Here is a 21,466-nt window from a genome sequence, read left to right on the forward strand (position 1 = left end):
CAAGGCTCGCGCAGCGACCGCGAAGCGGCTCCGGGCTTGACGCCCGGCCCGCCGGGCCGGAAACCTCCCGCCCCGGGCGGACCCGAACCACACAAACAGCGCACTTCATACGGTCTAACCCGCCACCGCCGTGGCCCGGCTCTCCCGGACCACCGTCACCCGGATCTGGCCCGGGTAGGTCAGCTCCGCCGAGACCTGCCGGGCCACCTCACGGGCGATCAGCTCCGCCCCGACGTCGTCCACCGCCTCCGGCCGCACCATCACCCGTACCTCGCGCCCGGCCTGCATCGCGTACACCTCGGACACCCCGGTGTGGGAGCGCGCGATCTCCTCCAGCCTCGCCAGCCGCCGCACGTGCACCTCCAGCGACTCCTTGCGCGCCCCCGGACGCCCGCCCGAGCAGGCGTCCGCCGCCTGGGTCAGCACGGCCGTGACCGTCCGGGGTTCCACCTCGCCGTGGTGCGCGGCGATCGCGTGCACCACCTCGGGGGACTCGCCCAACCGCCGGGCGAGATCCGCGCCGACCGCCGCGTGGCTGCCCTCCGCCTCGTGGGTGAGCGCCTTGCCGATGTCGTGCAGCAGTGCCGCCCGGCGCACCGGCTCCGGGTCCACCCCCAGCTCGGCGGCCATCATCCCGGCCAGGTGCACGGACTCCAGGAGGTGCCCGAGCACGTTCTGCCCGTACGAGGCCCGGTAGCGCAGTGAGCCCAGGGTGCGGACGAGTTCGGGGTGCATCCCGCCGACCCGGGCGTCCAGCAGGGCGTCCTCGCCGGCTCGTACGCAGCGCGCCTCGACCTCTGAGCGGCTGCGCTCGTGCAGATCCTCGATCCGGGCCGGGTGGACCCGGCCGTCCTCGACCAGCTGTTCCAGGGTGAGCCGGGCGGCCTCCCGGCGGACCGGGTCGAAGCAGGAGAGCTGCACCGAGGCGGGGGTGTCGTCGATGATCAGGTTGACCCCGGTGACCGCCTCGAAGGCGCGGATGTTGCGGCCCTCGCGACCGATGATCCGGCCCTTCATCTCCTCGCCCGGCAGCCGGAGGACGGTGACGGCGGTCTCCGCGGTCTGCTCCGAGGCCAGCCGCTGGATCGCCCCGGCGAGGATGGACCGGGCCCGGCGCTCGCCCTCCTCCTTGGCCTCGCGCTCGATCTCCCGGACCATGACCGCGGCCTCCCGGCGGGCCGACTCCCCGGCCTCACGCAGGAGCTGGTCGTGCGCCTGCTCGGCGGAGAGCCTCGCGGCGCACTCCAGCGCGGCCGTCCGACGGGCCACCAGCGCCTCGGCCTCGCCCCGGGATCGCTCCAACTCGGCCGAGCGCGCGGCCAGTTCGTCCTCCCGCCGGCGGACCCGGCGCAGCTCCTCGGCCAGGTTCTCCTCGCGCCGGGCGAGTTCGGCCCGCCGCCGGCCGGCCTGTTCCTCGGCCCGCCGTCGGGCCCGCTCGGCCTCGGCGAGGGCCTGCCGCCGCTCCGCCCGCAGTCGTCCGATCACCACGGCGGCGAGCGCCGCGAGCACCAGCAGGACGGCGGCGGCCGACCCGACGATCGGCAACACGGTGTCACCCGTGCCGGTGCCCGCCGAAATGCTCATGCCGCCCCACTCCCGGTCCTGCGCGGGCCGTTCCCGCCGGGCGCCGTCCGGAAGCGCCCGCGCACTGAGTGCGAGGCTAGGCGTGGGTCACGAAAGGGTCAAGACTTGATCTGGGCCGGATCAAGAAGTGTACGGAACTGCCACTACCCCCACCCGGTTTCCGACAGTTCGTCGGCCGCCTCCTCCTCCAGTGCGCCGCGCACCACCCGGAAGGCCAGCCCCTCGGAGTAGCCGCGCCGGGCCAGCATGCCGACCAGACGGCGGGTCCGGACCTGCGGGTCCAGCCCCCGGGTGGACCGCAGCTTGCGCTCGACCAGCGCCCGGGCCGCGTCCGCCTCGTCGTCGTGGTCGAGCTGGGCGACGGCCTGCTCCACCAGATCGGCGGCCACACCCTTGGTGCGCAGCTCCTGGGCCAGTGCCCGCCGGGACAGCCCCCGGACGGCGTGCCGGGACTCCACCCAGGCCGCGGCGAAGGCCGCGTCGTCGATCAGCCCGACCTCTTCGAGCCGGGTGAGCACCTCGTCGGCGACGTCCTCCGGGATCTCCCGCTTGCGCAGGGCGTCGGCGAGCTGCTTGCGGGTCTTGGCGGCGCCGGTCAGCAGCCGCAGGCAGATGTCCCGGGCGAGGGGCCCCGGATCGGACTGCTCCTCCTCCCGCTCGCGGGAGGTACGGGCGGCGCCCTCCTCCTCGCCCGGCAGGACCTCGGCGGACCGCCCGCCCCGACGGCTCCGGCGCCGACCCGCACGGGCGGTCGAGGCGGCCGCACCCCCGTGACCGGCTGCCTCAGCCTCGCCCCAACCGCTCTCCGCGGGCACGGCGCCGCCCCCGGCCCCGGACTCCTCGGCCTCCAGCGCCGAGCGGCGCCGACGGCGGCCGGTGGGCAGCTCGGAGGCCGGGACCAGCCCGAGCGCCTCGACCGAGGCCTCCGCCGGCTGCTCCCGTTCAAAAGCCGGCCCGGACGCCGGGCCGCGCACCGCCCGGACCGGAACCCGGTCGAACTCCGGCTCCGGGCTGGATGCCCGCTGCGTGGTGGACGCGCGCTCCCGCCGCCCCTTGCGGGACTGCGACCGCAGCCGGGCCGCCGACGGCCGCGGTTCCGGTTCCGGCTCCTCCGCGACCGCGGCGAACCAGTCCGGCGGGCCGTAGTCGTCGTCCTCGGGGCCCGCCGGGCCGCCGCCCACCGTGTCGTACTGCGTCAACGGCTCAGGCCTTGGCAGCCGCCGTCTTCTTCGCCGCGGCCGTCTTGGCGGCGGTCGCGGTGATCGGCTTGGCGGCGCCGTCGGCAGCGGCGGCAGCGGCGGCCTCCGCCTCGCCCTCGGCGGGCTCATCGGTCTTCGGGCCGATGCCCAGCTTGCCCTTGATCTTCCGCTCGATCTCGTCGGCGAGCTGCGGGTTGTCCCGCAGGAAGTTACGGGCGTTCTCCTTGCCCTGGCCGAGCTGGTCGCCCTCGTAGGTGTACCAGGCGCCGGACTTGCGGATGAAGCCGTGCTCGACGCCCATGTCGATCAGGCCGCCCTCACGGCTGATGCCGATGCCGTAGAGGATGTCGAACTCGGCCTGCTTGAACGGCGCGGCGACCTTGTTCTTGACGACCTTGACGCGGGTGCGGTTACCGACCGCCTCGGTGCCGTCCTTCAGGGTCTCGATCCGGCGGATGTCCAGGCGGACCGAGGCGTAGAACTTCAGCGCCCGGCCACCGGTCGTGGTCTCCGGCGAACCGAACATCACGCCGATCTTCTCGCGCAGCTGGTTGATGAAGATGGCGGTGGTGTTCGACTGGTTCAGCGCACCGGCGATCTTGCGCAGCGCCTGGCTCATCAGCCGGGCCTGCAGACCGACGTGCGAGTCACCCATCTCGCCCTCGATCTCGGCGCGCGGGACGAGCGCCGCGACCGAGTCGATGATCACCAGGTCGATCGCGCCGGAGCGGATCAGCATGTCGGTGATCTCCAGGGCCTGCTCACCGGTGTCCGGCTGGCTGACCAGCAGGGCGTCGGTGTCCACGCCGAGCTTCTTGGCGTACTCGGGGTCGAGCGCGTGCTCCGCGTCGACGAAGGCGACCGTTCCACCGGCCTTCTGGGCGTTGGCGGCCAGGTGCAGGGTCAGGGTGGTCTTACCGGAGGACTCGGGGCCGTAGATCTCGATCACCCGGCCGCGCGGGATGCCGCCGACCCCGAGGGCGACGTCCAGGGCGGTGGAGCCGGTGGAGATCACCTCGACGGGCTCATTGGCCTTCTCGCCGAGGCGCATCACCGAGCCCTTGCCGAACTGTCGCTCGATCTGGGCGAGAGCTGTCTCCAGGGCCTTCTCGCGGTCCGTACCTGCCATGACTTTTTCCCTCGGGTTCTGTGCTGTGCGCTTCATCGTCATCGACGCTAGCGCGTCCCACTGACAAACGAGCCCCACCCGGCTCAGCCTGTGGAAAACTCCTCGCCGGAGAGTACAAAGAACACCTGTTCGATTCAAGCCTCGCACGTTCGGCCGCACCGCGGGGCGAGCGACCGGACCGCTCCCCCGGCGCCCGTCACTCGCCGTCGCCGCCGACCATCCGCCGCAGCCGCCGCGCCGCCTCCCGGCGCAGTTCCCGCCGGGCCCGCCGCTGCTCACCGCGGTCGATCCGCGGGTCGGTGGCCACCTCGTACCGCCGCACGTACGTCCCCACGAAGCCCTGCAGGGTGGCCGCCGCCGGGATCGCGATCAGCGCGCCCACCGCGCCCAGCAGCGCCGCGCCCGCGATCACCGCGCCGAAGGCCACCGCCGGGTGCACGTCCACCGTCTTCGCGGTGATCCTCGGGTGCAGCACGTAGTTCTCGATCTGCTGGTAGACCACCGTGAACACCAGCACCCACAGCGCGTCCACCGGCTCCACCGTGAGCGCCACCAGCACCGGCAGCGCTCCCGCCAGGTACGTCCCGATCGTCGGCACGAACTGCGACATGACGCCGACCCAGATCGCCAGCGCGGCCGCGTACGGCAGGTGGATCAGCGCGAACATCACCCAGTGCCCGGCCGCCGACACCACCGCGAGCACCGCCCGGGAGTACAGGTAGCCGCCGGTCTTGGCGAGTGCGATCTCCCAGGCCCGCAGCACCTCGCCCTGCTTGGACGGCGGCAGCAGCGAACACACCGTCCGGCGGACCCGCGGGCCCTCGGCGGTGAAGTAGAAGGTGAACAGCCCGACCGTGAAGGTCTGGAAGAGCCCCCCGATCAGCGTCGAGGAGACGCCCCAGACGTTGTCGGCGGCCTGCTGGGCGTAGCCCTCGATCGTGCCGGAGTCCTTGAGCAGCCGCTTCTGCAGCTCGCCCAGCGACAGGTCCTGATGCAAGGTCCGGTTGACCCAGCCGATCAGATTGTCGACCAGGTGCGGCAGATCCCCGGCGATCTTCGCCACCTGGTCCACCAACAACGTGCCCAGCGCCGCCAGGAACCCGGCCACCGCGATCCCGACCGCGACGAACACCAGGAAGGTGCCCACCCCCCGGCGCACCCCCCGCGCCGCCATCCGGTCCACCGCCGGCTCCAAGGCCAGCGAGAGGAAGAACGCCACCAACAGCATCACGAAGAGGTCGATCAACTGCCGGAAGGCCCAGTCGGCGAGCTGGAACACCCCGACCATCACCAGGAACATCACCATCGCCCGGGGCAGCCATGGCGGCATCCCGCCCCACAGGGCCCCGCCGCCGTTCGTCCGCTCCCCGTCGGCGACCCGCACCGACCCCTCCGCGCTCTTCTGCTCTCCGCTGATCGTCACCCGGACAGTCTGTCCCACCGCCCCCCGGCGCCGAAGGCTCAGCGCAGCGACGTGGAGACCCCCTGGGTCTCACAGACCACCCGCCAGACGTCCTTGGCCTCCCAGCCCGCCTCCAGCGCCTGGCGCACCGTCCGCCCGCCGAGCTCGCTCATCACGTGGTCGGACGCGAAGGACTCCGCGTACGCCTCCCCGAAGTGCGCGTACATCCGTCGCCAGAACTCCGTCAGCCTCATGCCCCCAGTATCCCGGACCCCGCACCGAAGCCCCGGGCCTGCCACTCCCCGGCCGTCACCGCGTACTCGACCTCCCCGTGCTCGCTCCCGGGGATCGCCTCCGGGTAGTCCTCGTGGAACGTACGGACGTACGACAGCCCGCACTTCTCCATCACCCGCCGCGACCCCGCGTTCACCGCCATCGTGTACGCCACCACCCGCTCCACCCCGGACCCGGTGAACCCGCGGCGGATCAACGCCCGCGCGCCCTCGGTCGCGTACCCACGCCCCCAAGCCGCCCGCCGCAACCGGTACCCGAGCTCCACCTCCCCCCGCTCCCCCTCCTCGGTCGGCCGGAACTCGAACCACCCCAGGAACGCCCCGCCGTCCCGCTCCTCGACCGCCCACCACCCGAGGTCCCCGTACCGCCGGTAGTGCTCCAGGTACAGCGGAATCAGCGTCCCCTCCACCCACTCCCGCGCGCTCGCCCTCCCCCCGGTCAGGTACCGCATCACCTCGGGGTCCCCGTCCAACGCCACGAGGTCGTCCACATCCGCCCCCGTGAACCGCCGCAACACCAACCGCTCGGTCCCGAGGAACACACTCGCACCCGATTCACCCATGCCCCCGGTCCTCGCCCCCGCCCCCACACCCCGTCACCCGCGTTTCCGAGCGCCCCCCGAGCGAACGCCCCCTCACCTGGGCAACACCGCCAACCCCGCTCCGAAGTACTCCCGGTCCCCACAAGCCCGCGGCCCCACCGAACACCCCGCCGCGGCCGTGGTGGCCAACAGAGCCGCCAACCCACCCGCCCCCAACTCCGGATGCAACGCCGCCGCGACCGCCACCGCCCCGGTGACATGGGCCGCCGCCATCGACGTCCCCGCCAGCGCCGCGTACTGCCCCCCGGGCCAGTCGGAGACGATCGCCCCCTGCGGGCCGCCGTCCGGATCGCCGCCCGGCGCGGCGAGCGACACGTGCCCGCGCCCGTGGTTGGAGTACGGCGAGGGGCGCCCGTCCCGGTTGACCGCCGTGACCGTGACCACCCCCGGCAGCTCGCCGGGAAGCCGAATGCACTCGGCGCCCAGGTACCGGGTACTGGCCGACCCGGAGACCCGGTCGTTGGGGCTGCGCTCGTCGGTCCGGGCGGCACCGAGGTCCTGCCCGTCGTTGCCGGCCGAGGCGACCACCACCGCCCCCTTGCGCTGGGCGTACGCGGAGGCCCGGCTGACAGCCGTGATCAGCGCCGCCTGGTCCCGGTCCTCGGGGCAGTTGTACTTCCAGGGGTCCGCGAAGTAGCTGTTGTTGATCGCCTTGGCACCGTGGTCGGCCGCCCAGAGCATGCCGCAGACGATGTTCTCCGCGTAGTACTGCCCCAGCGGCCCCAGCAGCCGGACGGCGGCGACCCGCACCCCCGGAGCGACACCCATGACGCCCTGCCCGTCCCGGGCCGCACCGATGATCCCGGCGACGTGGGTGCCGTGCCCGCCCTCCCCCGCCCCCGGGTCAGGCCGCCAGGAGCCGGTCCGGGCGTCCGGCCGCCCGTCCGCGCAGGAGGCCGAGGCCTTCGGGTCGACGGCGGCCCGCAGGTCCGGGTGGGTGTCGTCCACACCCGAGTCCAGCACCGCGACCAGCACCTTGTGCAGCGCCTCCGCGCTGGGCGCCCCGACCGTGGCGTCGCCGGTCCGCCCCGCGGCGGGCCCCAGCATGGCGAGGTTCCAGGCCCCGCCCTCCGCCGGGTCGGGCACCGTCGGGACCCCGCCCTTCCGCCCGTCCGAGGTGGCGCGCCCGTCCGAACTCCCCCACTCCGCCCCCGCCGCGAAGTCCCCGGCCCCCTCCACCGTCCGCGGCGGCCCCACCACCGGCGCGGTCCGGGTCGCCCCCGCGGCGGCGATCCCTGGCCGGCCCCGGACCTTGTCCGCGAAGGCGCCGGTCGCGTACGCCAGCACCGCCCCGATCTGCGGGTACTCCTGCACCACCTGTCCGCCCGCCGACCGGCTCTCCGCCCCGGCCCGGGCGGCGCCCGCGGCGTCCTCCTGGTCGGCCAACACCAGGTAGCTGAGGTACGCCCGCCCGGGCCCGGACACGTACGGCACGGCACCGCCGACCACCAGGGCCGTGAGCAGCATCGCCAGCAGTGCCCGGGCCGGCCCGCGGACCCTGCGACGGCGGACCGCACGGTCGGGACCGCCGGACAGGTGCGCCTGCGCCATCCCACGGTCTCCGCTCGTCGATCCGGTGAGGAAACGGCCGTGCGGCCACGGTCACGGGTTGATCACACGTCCGATTCCTCACCATATGAGCGGATCATCATTCCCGCCCCCTCAACGACACCTACGCCCCGACCACCCCCACCCCCACCCCCGAAGCAGTCCCGCCCCACTTGTCGGTCCCACCCGGCACCATGGGGGGCATGGCGCCCCAGCACCCGACCCCGCCCGCCGAAGCCCCCCGGGCCGACGACCCCCTGGCCGGATTCGCCCCGCCCACCCGGGCCTGGTTCACCGGCGCCTTCTCCGCCCCGACCACCGCCCAGTCCGAGGCCTGGCGCGCCATCCGGCGGGAGACCGACGTCCTGGTGGTCGCCCCCACCGGCTCCGGCAAGACGCTCGCCGCCTTCCTCTCCGCCCTCGACCACCTCAGCAGCACCCCACCCCCCGCCGACCCCAAGCGCCGCTGCCGGGTGCTCTACGTCTCCCCGCTGAAGGCCCTCGCGGTGGACGTCGAACGGAACCTGCGCGCCCCGCTGACCGGCCTGCGCCAGGCCGCCGTCCGCCTCGGCCTGCCCGAGCCCGAGGTCCAGGTCGCCATCCGCTCCGGCGACACCCCCGCCGCCGACCGCCGCCGCTTCGCGACCCACCCGCCGGACATCCTGATCACCACCCCCGAGTCGCTCTTCCTCCTGCTCACCTCCGCCTCCCGGGAGGCGCTGCGCGGCGTGGACACGGTGATCCTGGACGAGGTGCACGCGGTCGCCGGCACCAAGCGCGGCGCCCACCTGGCGCTCAGCCTGGAGCGGCTGGACGAGCTGCTGGACCGCCCGGCCCGCCGGATCGGCCTGTCCGCGACGGTGCGCCCGGTCGAGGAGGTGGCCCGCTTCCTCAGCCCGCAGCGCGGCGCCGCCGTCGTCCAGCCCGCCGCCGCCAAGGAGTTCGACCTCTCGGTGGTGGTTCCGGTCCCCGACCTGGACGACCTGCCCGCCGCCCCGGCCACCGGCGGCGCCGCCGACGGCGACCCGCAGCGCCTGGGGGCACCTCCCGGCCGCCAGGCTGGGGGCGCCTCCATCTGGCCGCACGTCGAGGAGCGGATCGTCGACCTGGTCGAGGCCCACCGCTCGACCATCGTCTTCGCCAACTCCCGCCGCCTGGCAGAGCGCCTGTGCAACCGGCTGAACGAGATCGCCCACGAGCGCGCCACCGGTACCGCCGCCCCCGAGGCGCACGCCCCGGCCCAGCTGATGGGCGGCTCGGGCGCCGCCAAGGGCGCGCCCCCGGTGATCGCCCGGGCCCACCACGGCTCCGTCTCCAAGGAGCAGCGGTCCCTGGTCGAGGAGGAGCTGAAGGCCGGCCGGCTGCCCGCCGTGGTCGCCACCTCCAGCCTGGAGCTGGGCATCGACATGGGCGCCGTGGAGCTCGTCGTCCAGGTCGAGTCCCCACCCTCGGTCGCCTCCGGCCTGCAGCGGGTCGGCCGGGCCGGCCACCAGGTCGGCGCCGTCTCCACCGGTGTCTTCTTCCCCAAGTACCGGGGGGACCTCGTGCAGTCCGCCGTGGTCACCGAGCGGATGCGGGCCGGCCGGATCGAGGCGCTGCGCATCCCGCGCAACCCGCTGGACGTGCTCGCCCAGCAGCTGGTCGCGATGACGGCCCTGGAGGCCTGGCCGGTGGACGACCTGCTCGCGGTGGTCCGCCGTGCCGCGCCCTTCGCCACCCTCCCGCAGTCGGCCTTCGACGCCGTGCTCGACATGCTGGCCGGCCGCTACCCCTCGGATGCCTTCGCCGAGTTGCGTCCCCGGGTGGTGTGGGACCGGGTGGCCGGCACGGTCACCGGCCGCCCCGGCGCCCAGCGCCTGGCCGTCACCTCCGGCGGCACCATCCCCGACCGCGGCCTGTTCGGCGTCTTCATCGCCGGCACCGACCCCAAAAAGGGCGGTGGAAGGGTCGGCGAGCTGGACGAGGAGATGGTCTACGAGTCCCGCGTGGGCGATGTGTTCACTCTCGGCACCACCTCCTGGCGGATCGAGGAGATCACCCACGACAAGGTGCTGGTCACCCCCGCCCCCGGTGTCCCCGGCCGGCTCCCGTTCTGGAAGGGCGACGCCCTCGGCCGCCCGCTCGAACTCGGCCGGGCCCTGGGCGCGTTCACCCGCGAGCTGGGCACCCTCCGGCCGGAGGCCGCCACCGAGCGCCTCAAGCGGGCCGGCCTGGACGACTGGGCCGCCGCCAACCTGCTCGACTACCTCGCCGAACAGCGCACCGCCTGCGGCCACCTCCCGGACGACCGCACCATCGTGGTCGAGCGCTTCCGGGACGAGCTCGGCGACTGGCGGATCGTCATCCACTCCCCCTTCGGCGCTCAGGTGCACGCCCCCTGGGCCCTCGCCCTGGGCGCCCGGCTGCGCGAGAAGCACGGCCTGGACCCCCAGGTCATGCACGCCGACGACGGCATCGTGCTCCGCCTGCCCGACGCCGACCTCCTGGCCCCCGACTTCGATTTCAGCAGCCCCTCCGAACCGGCCGGTTCGCCCCCGGACGAGGCCCCGGTCGGCGCCGACGCCGCCCTGTTCGACCCCGGCGAGATCGAGCAACTGGTCACCGACCAGGTCGGCGGCTCCGCCCTGTTCGCCTCCCGCTTCCGCGAGTGCGCCGGCCGCGCCCTGCTGCTCCCGCGCCGCAACCCCGGCCGCCGCACCCCGCTCTGGCAGCAGCGCCAGCGCGCCGCCCAACTGCTCGAGGTCGCCTCCGAGTACGGCTCGTTCCCGATCGTCCTGGAGGCCGTCCGGGAGTGCCTGCAGGACGTCTTCGACGTCCCCGGCCTGGTCGAGCTGATGGGCGACCTGGAGTCCCGCGCCGTCCGCCTGGTCGAGGTCACCACCCCCGAGCCCTCGCCCTTCGCCCGCTCGCTGCTGTTCGGCTACGTCGCCCAGTTCCTCTACGAGGGCGACTCCCCGCTCGCCGAACGCCGCGCCGCCGCGCTCTCGCTGGACTCCCGGCTGCTGTCCGAACTCCTCGGACAGGCCGAGCTGAGCGAACTTCTCGACCCCCAGGTGCTCGCCGAGTTGGAGGCCGAGCTCCAACGCCTCACCCCCGAGCGCCGGATCAAGGACGCCGAGGGCGTCGCCGACGCCCTGCGGCTGCTCGGCCCGCTCACCGAGGCCGAGTTGACCGCCCGCGGCGCCGAACCGCTCTGGGCCCTGGAGTTGGAGGCCGCCCGCCGGGTGATCCAGGTCCGGATCGCCGGCGAGGGGCGCTGGGCCGCGATCGAGGACGCCGGACGGCTGCGCGACGCGCTCGGCACCCCGCTGCCGGTCGGCGTCCCGGAGGCCTTCACCGAGCCGGTCAAGGACCCACTGGGCGACCTGCTGGCCCGCCACGCCCGTACTCACGGCCCGTTCACCGCCACCGAGGCCGGCACCCGCTACGGTCTCGGCACCGCCGTCGTCACCGGTACGCTGCACCGACTCACCGCCGCCGGCCGCCTGGTCCAAGGGCAGTTCCGGCCCGCGGAGAGCCACACCGCCCCCGAGTGGTGCGACGCCGAGGTGCTGCGCCGGCTGCGCCGCCGCTCGCTGGCCGCCCTGCGCCAGGAGGTCGAGCCCGTCCCGCCGCGCGCCCTGGCCGCCTTCCTGCCGCAGTGGCAGCACCTGGCCGGCCACCGGCTGCGCGGCCCGGACGGCCTGCTCCGGGTGGTCGAACAGCTCCAGGGCACGGCCCTGCCCGCTTCCGCCCTGGAGAAGCTGATCCTCCCGGCCCGGCTCACCGACTACTCCCCCGGCCTGCTGGACGAGCTGATGGCGGCCGGCGAGATCGGCTGGTGCGGCGCCGGCGCGCTGCCCGGCAAGGACGGCTGGCTCAGCCTGCACCTGGCCGAGAACGCCCACCTGCTGCGCCCCGAGCCGGTCCCGCCCGCGCTCACCCCGGTGCACAGCGCCCTGATGCAGGCCCTGGCCGGCGGCTACGGCCTGTTCTTCCGCCAACTCGTCCAGCAGCTCCCGGAGGACGTCCCCGAGCCGGAGGTCGTCGAGGCGCTCTGGGACCTGGTCTGGGCCGGTTACGTCACCAACGACACCCTCTCCCCGCTGCGCGCCCTGCTCGGCTCCGGCCGCACCGCGGGTGCCACCGCCCACCGCGCGCCGAGGGCCACCCCTCGCGGCCGCTACGGCGGCGCGGGCCGCGCCTTCGGCCGGGTCGGCGGCGCCCTGCGCAGCGGCCCGCCGACGGTGGCCGGACGCTGGTCGCTGCTGCCCACCTTCGCCGCCGACCCGACGGTCCGGGCCACCGCCCAGGCGCAGAGCCTGCTGGACCGGCACGGCCTGCTCACCCGGGGCACCGTGGCCGCCGAACGGGTGCCCGGCGGCTTCGCCGGGGTCTACCGGGTGCTCGCCGCGATGGAGGAGCGCGGCCGGGCCCGCCGCGGCTACTTCGTCGAGGGCCTGGGCGGCGCCCAGTTCGCCATGGAGGGCGCGGCCGACCGACTGCGCTCGGTCAACGGCCGGCTGGAGCGGGCCGGCAACGCCGAGTGGTCGGCCGCCCCGACGGCCGAGCCGCCGCAGCCGCTGGTGCTGGCCGCCGCCGACCCGGCGAACGCCTACGGCGCGGCCCTGCCCTGGCCCGAGCCGCCCACCGCCCCCGGCCGCAAGGACTCCACCGCCCATCGAGCAGGCCGCAAGGCGGGCGCCCTGGTGGTGCTGGTGGACGGCGAGTTGGCGCTGTACGTGGAGCGGGGCGGCAAGTCCCTGCTGGCCTGGCCGGAGGACGGGGCGACCCGGACGCTGGCCGCCGGGGCGCTCGCCGAGGCGGTCCGCGAGGGCGCGCTCGGCAGCGTCACGGTCGAGCGGGCCAACGGCGAGCCCGCCCTCGGCTCCGAGCTCGGCCGCGCCCTGGAGGAGGCCGGCTTCCACGCCACCCCGCGCGGCCTGCGACTGCGTCCGTAGCTCGGGCGGAGAGCCCGAAGGCCGCGGGGTCAACGACCCCGCGGCCTTCGTCCACGTCGCATCACCCGATCGGTGGCGGCTGCGCCTCCACCCGGCCCAGGGCCTCCTCGTCCCGGCGCAGGCGCCGCACCGGTCCGGTCGCGTTCCGGTCGGCGTGGACCGGGATGAGACCGAGCCCCCAGCCGCCGGCCGCCAGCAGCCCCAGCACCGCACCATCGGCCAGTTGCCCACGGACGACCAGGACCCACCAGGCGAGCCCGCTCACGAGGGCCACCAGGACCCACCGCGTCGGCCACGGCACCAACCGCCGCGCCCGCAGCCGTATTCGGGCCACCGCGTCCACCGTCGCGACTCTCCGCACGACCGCCCTCCTCCGCTCGCCCCGGGCATCGGAGGAGCCCGGGTGTCGAGGCCGGAATCAGGCGGCGACCACGTCCATCGCGGCGGCCTTGGGCGACATGTTCGCCCGGTCGGCGCCGGGGGCGGGCAGCGGAACCGGTTCGAGTACCGGCCTCAGCAGATCACCTTCGGAGAGGGTGGCCATCGCCGCAAGTTCGGCGAGCGACAGTTCGTCGCTGACCTCGCGCATGACCTCGGACATCCGGACGTCGAGTGCGTCGCAGATGGCGGAGAGCAGCTCCGAGGAGGCCTCCTTCTGTCCCCGCTCGACCTCGGAGAGGTATCCGAGCGAAACCCTGGCGGCCGCCGACACCTCGCGGAGTGTGCGGCCCTGGCGCTGGCGCTGCCGACGCAGTACATCGCCCAGTAGGCGACGGAGCAGGATCATCGGTGCCTCCCTCCTCGGACTGCGGATCGAGATGTCACGCCCCCACCGTACCGCCTTGCCCGCTTCGCGTGCGGGGACCCCGGTCGTGTTCACTCTGGGCTGCAAGGCCGCCCCCTCCTCGTTCCGGTGTCGCACCCGGGTTCCCGGGCCCCTCGTGGTACCCGACGCGGCCCACCCGGCCACCGTCACGCAACTCGTTCGCCACCTGGTTTCTGCCCAACCAGGACCTTGGATGTAACACGATCCTCCAGCTGTGCCATACCCGCGCGCCAGTTCGAGGGATCTCGGTTCGGTGGAGATCCTCCGGCGGGCCCCTATCGAGCGAGCCGGCCGACGAGCAGCTCCAGTGCGGCGGTCACCGCCCCGTGACGGATTGTGGCACGACCGCCCGACAGCAGGGGCGAACTGACCAGAGTTCCCCCCGGGCCGGCCACCGCCAGGTGTACCGTGCCCACCGGCCGACCGTCCTGCGGTTCCGGACCGGCCACCCCGGTCGTCGCGAGCCCGTACGTGGCCCCCAGCAGCCCGCGCACGCCCTCGGCCATCTGCCGGGCGACCACCGGGTGAACCGGACCGTACACGTCCAACAGACCCTCGTCCACACCGAGCACCGAGGCCTTCAGCTCGGTCGCGTACGCGGTGACCGAGCCGCGGAAGGTCGCAGAGGCCCCGGGGACGTCGACCAGCGCGGCGGCCAGCAGCCCGCCGGTCAGCGACTCGGCGACGGCCAGGGTGCCCCCCTGGGCCCTCAGCGCGGCGTGCGCCCGCTCAGCCAGCTCGTAGTCCGCCACCCGGTCTCCCCCGTCGCTCACCGGTCCGCGCGCTCCGCGGCCATGCCCTCGCGGCGCAGTCGCAGCGCCTGTCCGACGTAGTCCAGCGCGGTGCCGACGGTCAGCAGCACCGCCAGGCCCATCAGGACCGCCCGCCCGGTAGCCAGCCACCCGGTCAGGGCCAGGACGTACATGCCGACCGCGGTGCCCTGGGTCAGCGTCTTGAGCTTGCCGCCGCGGCTGGCCGGGATGACCCCGTAGCGGATCACCCAGAAGCGCATCAGCGTGATGCCGAGCTCGCGGGCCAGGATCACCACGGTGACCCACCAGGGCAGGTCGCCGAGCAGCGAGAGGCCGATCAGCGCCGAGCCCATGATCGCCTTGTCGGCGATCGGGTCGGCGATCTTCCCGAAGTCGGTGACCAGGCCCTTGCGGCGGGCGAGTTCACCGTCGAACAGGTCGGTGATCATCGCGATCGCGAACGCGGCCCAGGCGACCGAGCGCCACTTGGGGTTGTGCCCGCCGTCGGCGAACAGCAGCGCCACGAAGACCGGGACCAGCAGCACCCGGACCATCGTGAGCACGTTGGCGATGTTCCACACCCCCGGCGCCGACGGCAGGGCGGCCGCCGGTCTGCCCGGGTGGGCCGCAGCCGGGGCGCCGGGCCCCTTGGTCATTCCCCGGCTCCCGGAGCCTCGGCCCCCGAAGCACCGGACAGTCGCACCTGCTGCTGCGCCTCGGCGATCAGGTCGACGCCCTCGCTGGCCACCACGGTGGCCCGCCAGAACTGCCCGATCTCCGGGTCCTCGACGCCGGTCAGCGTGGTCAGACCGTCGGTCTCCGGGGCCTGGTGGGCGGAGCGGCCCTCGACCACGCCATCCTCGATCGACTCGATCAGCACCTCGACCTCGGTGCCGATCCGCTGCTCGGCCCGCTGGGCGGTCATCTCCTCGGCGAGGCGGCTCAGTCGGCTCAGCCGGTCCGCGACCACGTCCTCGGGCAGCTTGCCGTCGTAGGTCGCGGCCTCGGTGCCGTCCTCGTCGGAGTAGCCGAAGACGCCGATCGCGTCCAGCCCGGCGTGGGTGACGAAGCGTTCCAGCTCGGCGTAGTCCTCCTCGGTCTCGCCGGGGAAGCCGACGATGAAGTTGGACCGGGCGCCGGCCTGCGGGGCCTTGTCGCGGATGGTCTTCAGCAGCTCCAGGAACTGGTCGGTGGAGCCGAAGCGGCGCATCCGGCGCAGCACGGCGGGCGCCGAGTGCTGGAACGACAGGTCGAAGTAGGGCACCACGTCGGTGGTCCCGGTCATCGCGTCGATCAGGCCCGGACGCATCTCGGCCGGCTGCAGGTAGGAGACCCGGACCCGCTCGACGCCCTCGAACGCGGAGATCTCGCCGAGCAGCGTCTCCAGCAGCCGGATGTCGCCGAGGTCCTTGCCGTAGGAGGTGTTGTTCTCGCTGACCAGGACGATCTCGCGGACGCCCTGCTCGGCCAGCCACTTGGCCTCGTGCAGCACGTCGGAGGGGCGGCGGGAGATGAACGAGCCGCGGAAGGCCGGGATGGCGCAGAAGGAGCAGCGCCGGTCGCAGCCGGAGGCGAGCTTGACCGAGGCCACCGGGCTGTCGTCCAGCCGCTTGCGCAGGGTGCGCGGGCCGGAGGCGGGCGCGAGGCCCTCGGGCAGGTCGGCGATCGGCTCGGCGGCGGCCTCGGCGCCGTGGCCGGGCAGCGCGACGGCCTCGGCGGCGGACTGCCGCTCGGCCGGGCTGATCGGCAGCAGCTTGCGGCGGTCGCGCGGGATGTGCGGGGCGTGGTGGCCGCCGGAGAGGATGGTCTGCAGGCGGTCGGAGATGTCCGCGTAGTCGTCGAAGCCGAGCACGCCGTCCGCCTCGGGCAGCGCGTCGGCGAGCTCCTTGCCGTACCGCTCGGCCATGCAGCCGACCGCGACGACGGCCTGGGTGCGGCCGTGACCCTTGAGGTCGTTGGCCTCCAGCAGGGCGTCCACGGAGTCCTTCTTGGCGGCTTCGACGAAGCCGCAGGTGTTGACGACGGCGACGTCCGCCTCGGCGGCGTCATCGACGAGCAACCAGCCGTCGGCTTCCAGTCGCCCGGCGAGTTCCTCGGAGTCCACCTCGTTGCGGGCGCATCCGAGCGTGACAAGGGCGACAGTGCGGCGTTCAGGCATAGGCCCAAGATTAACGCGCGGCCTCCGGTGCCGTTCGCCCCGGAGGTCACACGTTATGGATCAGCTGATCATCAACGGCCCTCGCCGACCCCTGTGGTCAGCCAGCCTGCGGGTCTCCGGGGGTGTACGTGACGTGCACCACCTGGCCGTCCTTGCCGAGGACTCCGAGGTCCTTGCCGTTGACGTACGCGTGCACGGCCCCGCCGTTGCCGAGCACCAGCTTGATCTGCTTGGGGTCGGTGAAGGTCTGGTCCTGGCCGTCGCTGATGTTGTTCTGGAACAGCGACTTGCCGTTGCCGTCCATCGCCGAGACCCAGCTGGTGCCCTGGGCGACCAGCTTCACGGTGACCTTGTCGGCCGGGACGGCGGCGATCGCGGCGGCGCTCGGCGCGGGCGCCGACGGCTGGACGGTGGGCGTGGCCGGGGCGACCGAGCCGGTGCCGGAGCCGCTGGGCAGCGGCGCGCTGGCGGAGCCGGTGGTGCCGTGACCGCCCTTGCCGCTCACCAGGTTGAAGCCGATCAACACGACCACCGCGACGATCGCGGTGACCATGGCCGCCGCCCAGTTCGGCCGGCTGCGTCGGGGCACCCTGATCGGGCCGCTGTCGATCAACTGGGCGGCCGGGCGCTTGACGGCCGGTGAGCCGCCGTGCGCGGCGTCGTAGCGGGCGACCAACGCCTCGCCGTCCACGCCGACCGCCCGGGCGATCGAGCGGATGTGCCCGCGGGCGTAGAAGTCGCCGCCGCAGCTGCCGAAGTCGTCCCCCTCGATGGCATGGACGATCGGCACCCGCACGCGCGTGGCGGTACTCACCTGGTCCACCGTGAGTCCCGCCTCGATCCGGGCGGCTGACAGCACCCGGCCGATGCTCGGGGCATCGGCCGCCTGCACCGCGTCGTCGGTCGGCTCGACGGACGACGGGGCGTTCTCGTGGTCGGAGGAATTGCCGATGGTCACGGGGCACGCCTTTCGAGCGGATGGCCACCTGCTGGAGAACAGTCTAGGGGCGTGGGCGGATCGTTTCTCAAGCGGACGGGCCGCAAATGCGCGCGCCCGCTCCGACCGGGGCCCACCCCCCGCTGACCGGTGGTCAGCGGGGGGCTCGCGAGGGACCCGGGGTGCGCTTTCCGGCCTGTGACGCGGCGTACGGACGTTCGGTTCCTCGGGGCTCGTCGCCGGACTCCCGTCCGCGGGAGTTCGAAGACGAGCCCCACACCGCGCCCACGCTCCTCCGAACGGGTGAACACACCCGGAGGGAACGGCCCGTCAGCCCTGCGGGGCTGCTCTCAGCCCCGCAGGGTCATCAGCACGCCGTCCAGCTCCTCCGGCTTCACCAGGACGTCGCGGGCCTTGGAACCCTCGCTCGGACCGACGATGCCGCGCGACTCCATCAGGTCCATCAGCCGACCCGCCTTGGCGAAGCCGACCCGGAGCTTGCGCTGAAGCATCGACGTCGAGCCGAACTGGGTGGAGACCACCAGCTCGGCCGCCTGGATCAGCAGGTCCAGGTCGTCGCCGATCTCCTCGTCGATCTCCTTCTTCGGCCCGCCGCCGACCGTCACGTCGTCCCGGTAGACGGCACTCAGCTGGTCCTTGCAGTGCTGCACCACCCTGGCGATCTCCGCCTCGGTGACGAAGGCGCCCTGCATGCGGATCGGCTTGCTCGCGCCCATCGGCAGGAAGAGCGCGTCGCCCTTGCCGATCAGTTTCTCCGCGCCGGGCTGGTCCAGGATGACCCGGGAGTCGGCCATCGCCGAGGTCGCGAAGGCCAGCCGGGACGGCACGTTGGCCTTGATCAGACCGGTGACCACGTCCACCGAGGGCCGCTGGGTGGCGAGCACCAGGTGGATGCCGGCCGCGCGGGCCAGCTGGGTGATCCGGACCACCGAGTCCTCGACGTCGCGCGGCGCGACCATCATCAGGTCGGCCAGCTCGTCGACGATCACCAGCAGGTACGGGTACGGCGTGAGCTCCCGCTCGCTGCCCAGCGGCGGGGTGACCTTGCCGGCCTTCACCGCCGCGTTGAAGTCGTCCACGTGCCGGAAGCCGTACGCCGCGAGGTCGTCGTAGCGCATGTCCATCTCGCGCACCACCCACTGGAGGGCCTCGGCGGCCTTCTTCGGGTTGGTGATGATCGGCGTGATCAGGTGCGGGATGCCCTCGTACGCGGTCAGCTCGACCCGCTTGGGGTCGACCAGGACCATCCGCACCTCGTCCGGGGTGGCCCGGGCGAGGATCGAGGTGATCAGGCAGTTGATGCAGGACGACTTGCCCGCACCGGTCGCACCGGCCACCAGGATGTGCGGCATCTTGGCGAGGTTGGCCATCACGGTGTGGCCCTCGACGTCCTTGCCCATGCCGACGACCATCGGGTGGGTGTCCTCGGCGGCCGTGCGCGAGCGCAGCAGGTCGCCGAGGTTGACCATCTCGCGGTCCCGGTTGGGGATCTCGATGCCGACCGCGGACTTGCCCGGGATCGGGCTGATGATCCGTACATCCGGGCTGGCCACCGCGTACGCGATGTTCTTGGCGAGCGCGGTGATCCGCTCCACCTTGACGGCCGGGCCGAGCTCGACCTCGTAGCGGGTGACCGTCGGGCCCCGGGTGAAGCCGGTGACCTTGGCGTCCACCTTGAACTCGGCGAAGGTGCCGGTGAGCTGGGCCACCACCTCGTCGTTGAGGGCGCTGCGGGCCTTGGCCGGGCCGCCGCGCTCCAGCAGGTCGAGCGGGGGCAGCGAGTAGGTGATGTCCCCGGCGAGCTGGAGCTGCTCCATCCGCACCGGCGCCGGGCCGTGCTCCGCGGGCACGCCCGGGCCGCCGCTGCGGGCGGCCGGGACGGCGGGCTCCTCCGGCGGGGCGGTGAGGTCCTTGACCTGGTGCATCATGTCCGCCACCGCCGAGGAGGCGGGCACGCCGTAGACCAGCGCGCCGTCCAGGTCGGCGGCCGCGCCGGCGGCCAGGTCGCGGGTGGCGTACGGGTCCAGCGGCTCCTTGTCCAGCGAGACCCGGACGGCCTCCGGCTGTTCCTCGGGGTCGGCGCTCTGCTTGCGCCGCCGACGGCGACGGCGGGCCGCCACCTCGTCCGTCGGGTCGTCACCGTCGGTGTCCACGGTGAAGGGCAGCGCGTCGGGGTCGGCGTCCTCCGGCGGGTCGGTGGACAGCTCACGCTCCGGCGTACGCCCCCAGCGCGCCTCGTCCTCCGGACCGGGCTCGACCACGCCGAGCCGTATGCCCATCCCCCGCACCCGCTCGCCGATCCGGTTGACCGGGGTGGCGGTGACCACCAGCAGGCCGAAGAAGGCCAGCAGCAGGAGCAGCGGCACGGCCAGCGCCGGACCGGCGGCGGCCATCATCGGGGTGGACGCGGCCCAGCCGATGATCCCGCCGGCCGTCCTTATCCGGGAGGCGCCGCTGCCCATCATGGGCGCGCCGCAGCCGATGTGGACCAGGCCGAGGACGCCGACCAGCAGCGCGCTCAGCCCGATCACGATCCGGCCGTTGGCCTCCGGCAGCTCCGGGTGGCGCCAGAGCCGGATCGCGATCCCGGCCAGCAGGAACGGCACCAGCACGTCGAGCCGTCCGAACAGTCCGGACACCACGGCGGTGGCCCCCTCGCCCAGCCAGCCCTGCGGGCTGAACCAGGTGCCGGCGGCGGTCACCATCGCGAGCGCGAACAGCACCAGACCCAGCCCGTCCTTGCGGTGGGCCGGGTGGAGGTTCTTGGCACCGTCGCCGACGCCGCGGAAGAGCGCGGCGATCGGGCTCGCCAGGGCGTTGAGGAGGCGCATCAGTCCCGAGCGGGACGGCGGCGGTGGCGGCGGGGCCGACTTGGCGGCCGCCTTCTTCGCGGGGGCCTTGCGAGCTGCCGCCTTCTTCGCGGGCGGCTTGCCCGGGGCCTTCGCCGCGGCCTTCTTGGACGGTCCCGGAGTCGGTTTGCGTGCCGCGTTTCCGGGCGTGCGAGTGGCCATGGGTCAGCAGCCTACCGGTGTGGACCACCGGCGCACATGCGGTCGAGCCGGGGGTCCGGACGTGTCGCAGACGCACCGTCACGCTGACCGGCTTTCACCCGGGCGCCCCGTCGAACCACCCGGACGGGCGAACGCACGGCGAATGTTCGCGGGCGTACGGCGAGCGGTCCGCGCGGGTCCGGCGGAAGGCCTACGAGCTGCCCGGGCGCATCGCGTCCAGGGCCCGGCGCAGGCCCGCGAGCTTGCGCTCCAGGTGCCCCGCGGTGGCGGCCACCCCGGCGTCCTCGACCCCGTCCAGCTGCTTGCCCAGCGCCTCCGCCTGCTCCTCGACCGCCGCCAGCCGAGCGGACAGCTCGCCCAGTAGCGCCCCGCCGAGGGTCGGCTCGCCGCCGCCCGCCTCCAGCTGCAGCCGCAGCAGCGCGGCCTGCTCCTTCAGCTGGCAGTTCTTGACGTACAGGTCGACGAAGACCGAGACCTTGGCGCGCAGCACCCACGGGTCGAAGGGCTTGGAGATGTAGTCCACCGCGCCGGCCGCGTAGCCGCGGAAGGTGTGGTGCGGCCCGTGGTTGAGCGCGGTGAGGAAGATGATCGGGATGTCCCGGGTGCGCTCGCGGCGCTTGATGTGGGCGGCGGTCTCGAAGCCGTCCATCCCGGGCATCTGGACGTCCAGCAGGATCACCGCGAAGTCGTCGGTCAGCAGCGCCTTGAGCGCCTCCTCGCCGGAGGCGGCGCGCACCAGCGTCTGGTCCAGGGCGGAGAGGATCGCCTCCAGCGCCAGCAGGTTCTCCGGTCGGTCGTCGACCAGGAGGATCTTCGCCTTCTGCATGGGGGCCCGCCCTCCTGTCGCCTGCCTGCCGCCCGGTGAAGGCACTCGCGCACTGCCCACCGCTACCCCGGTCATGCTAGCCGCACCCCCTCGCCCGGCACATCGCTCCGTCGTGACCCGATCCGGAACGGCGCGCAGCCAGTGCTCCGGCGCACGCTCAGCAGTGTGTCGCCGTCCGGTCACTGTTCGCAACGATCGGTGACCCTACCGGGTTCCCGGGCCCGACCGCCAGCAAACC

16 protein-coding genes are annotated in these 21,466 nt (G+C 73.8%); 1 reads left to right on the forward strand and 15 read right to left on the reverse strand.

From position 1 onward, the window contains the following. Positions 1 to 114: 114 nt before the first annotated feature. From rny to ABZW30_RS40540, 7 genes are all read right to left on the reverse strand, one after another. Positions 115 to 1,584 (reverse strand): ribonuclease Y, encoded by a 1,470-nt coding sequence (gene rny / locus ABZW30_RS40510; protein ID WP_355676315.1) that lies wholly within the window; start codon positions 1,582 to 1,584, stop codon positions 115 to 117. Between the two features lie 143 nt (positions 1,585 to 1,727). Continuing rightward, a complete protein-coding gene (recX, locus tag ABZW30_RS40515; protein WP_355676316.1) occupies positions 1,728 to 2,783 on the reverse strand; it encodes a recombination regulator RecX in 1,056 nt (351 codons plus the stop codon). Positions 2,784 to 2,787: 4 nt separating this feature from the next. Then, positions 2,788 to 3,912: a recombinase RecA gene (gene recA, locus ABZW30_RS40520; protein WP_355676317.1), complete on the reverse strand. Its 1,125-nt coding sequence runs from the start codon at positions 3,910 to 3,912 to the stop codon at positions 2,788 to 2,790. A 196-nt stretch (positions 3,913 to 4,108) separates the two neighbouring features. Then, positions 4,109 to 5,242, reverse strand: a complete 1,134-nt coding sequence (locus ABZW30_RS40525) for an AI-2E family transporter (RefSeq protein ID WP_355676331.1) — start codon at positions 5,240 to 5,242, stop codon at positions 4,109 to 4,111. 131 nt (positions 5,243 to 5,373) lie between these two features. Next, a complete protein-coding gene (locus ABZW30_RS40530) occupies positions 5,374 to 5,568 on the reverse strand; it encodes a DUF3046 domain-containing protein (RefSeq protein ID WP_355676318.1) in 195 nt (64 codons plus the stop codon). Further along, positions 5,565 to 6,149, reverse strand: a complete 585-nt coding sequence (locus tag ABZW30_RS40535; RefSeq protein WP_355676319.1) for a GNAT family N-acetyltransferase — start codon at positions 6,147 to 6,149, stop codon at positions 5,565 to 5,567. The genes ABZW30_RS40530 and ABZW30_RS40535 overlap by 4 nt, the downstream gene beginning before the upstream one ends. 93 nt (positions 6,150 to 6,242) lie before the next feature. Continuing rightward, positions 6,243 to 7,760, reverse strand: coding sequence for a S8 family serine peptidase (locus ABZW30_RS40540; RefSeq protein WP_355676320.1), 1,518 nt, complete (start codon positions 7,758 to 7,760; stop codon positions 6,243 to 6,245). Positions 7,761 to 7,960: 200 nt separating this feature from the next. Between ABZW30_RS40540 and ABZW30_RS40545 the strand changes: the two genes are divergently transcribed. After that, the gene (locus tag ABZW30_RS40545) at positions 7,961 to 12,697 is read left to right on the forward strand and encodes an ATP-dependent helicase (RefSeq protein ID WP_355676321.1); all 4,737 of its coding nucleotides are present in this window, start codon (positions 7,961 to 7,963) and stop codon (positions 12,695 to 12,697) included. 61 nt (positions 12,698 to 12,758) lie between these two features. Here the strand turns inward: ABZW30_RS40545 and ABZW30_RS40550 are convergent, their stop codons facing one another. The 8 genes from ABZW30_RS40550 to ABZW30_RS40585 all read right to left on the reverse strand — a co-directional run bounded on the left by ABZW30_RS40550 (position 12,759) and on the right by ABZW30_RS40585 (position 21,228). Then, complete coding sequence (locus ABZW30_RS40550) at positions 12,759 to 13,058, reverse strand: hypothetical protein (protein ID WP_355676322.1); 300 nt, start codon at positions 13,056 to 13,058, stop codon at positions 12,759 to 12,761. A gap of 57 nt (positions 13,059 to 13,115) precedes the next feature. Next, on the reverse strand, positions 13,116 to 13,484 hold the full coding sequence (locus tag ABZW30_RS40555) for a helix-turn-helix transcriptional regulator (protein ID WP_030290911.1): 369 nt from the start codon (positions 13,482 to 13,484) through the stop codon (positions 13,116 to 13,118). Between the two features lie 314 nt (positions 13,485 to 13,798). Further along, positions 13,799 to 14,260 (reverse strand): CinA family protein, encoded by a 462-nt coding sequence (locus ABZW30_RS40560; protein WP_355676332.1) that lies wholly within the window; start codon positions 14,258 to 14,260, stop codon positions 13,799 to 13,801. A 32-nt stretch (positions 14,261 to 14,292) separates the two neighbouring features. Beyond that, positions 14,293 to 14,931 (reverse strand): CDP-diacylglycerol--glycerol-3-phosphate 3-phosphatidyltransferase, encoded by a 639-nt coding sequence (gene pgsA / locus ABZW30_RS40565; RefSeq protein WP_355676323.1) that lies wholly within the window; start codon positions 14,929 to 14,931, stop codon positions 14,293 to 14,295. After that, entirely contained in the window at positions 14,928 to 16,433 is a 1,506-nt protein-coding gene (gene rimO / locus ABZW30_RS40570; RefSeq protein ID WP_355676324.1) for a 30S ribosomal protein S12 methylthiotransferase RimO, read from the reverse strand. The genes pgsA and rimO overlap by 4 nt, the downstream gene beginning before the upstream one ends. Positions 16,434 to 16,530: 97 nt before the next feature. Continuing rightward, complete coding sequence (locus tag ABZW30_RS40575; RefSeq protein ID WP_355676325.1) at positions 16,531 to 17,391, reverse strand: RodZ domain-containing protein; 861 nt, start codon at positions 17,389 to 17,391, stop codon at positions 16,531 to 16,533. 329 nt (positions 17,392 to 17,720) lie between these two features. Next, positions 17,721 to 20,402 (reverse strand): DNA translocase FtsK, encoded by a 2,682-nt coding sequence (locus ABZW30_RS40580; protein ID WP_355676326.1) that lies wholly within the window; start codon positions 20,400 to 20,402, stop codon positions 17,721 to 17,723. A 190-nt stretch (positions 20,403 to 20,592) separates the two neighbouring features. Further along, complete coding sequence (locus ABZW30_RS40585) at positions 20,593 to 21,228, reverse strand: response regulator (protein ID WP_355676327.1); 636 nt, start codon at positions 21,226 to 21,228, stop codon at positions 20,593 to 20,595. Between the last annotated feature and the right edge of the window lie 238 nt (positions 21,229 to 21,466).

Source organism: Kitasatospora sp. NPDC004669 (assembly GCF_040609455.1).
Taxonomy (GTDB): Bacteria; Actinomycetota; Actinomycetes; order Streptomycetales; family Streptomycetaceae; genus Kitasatospora.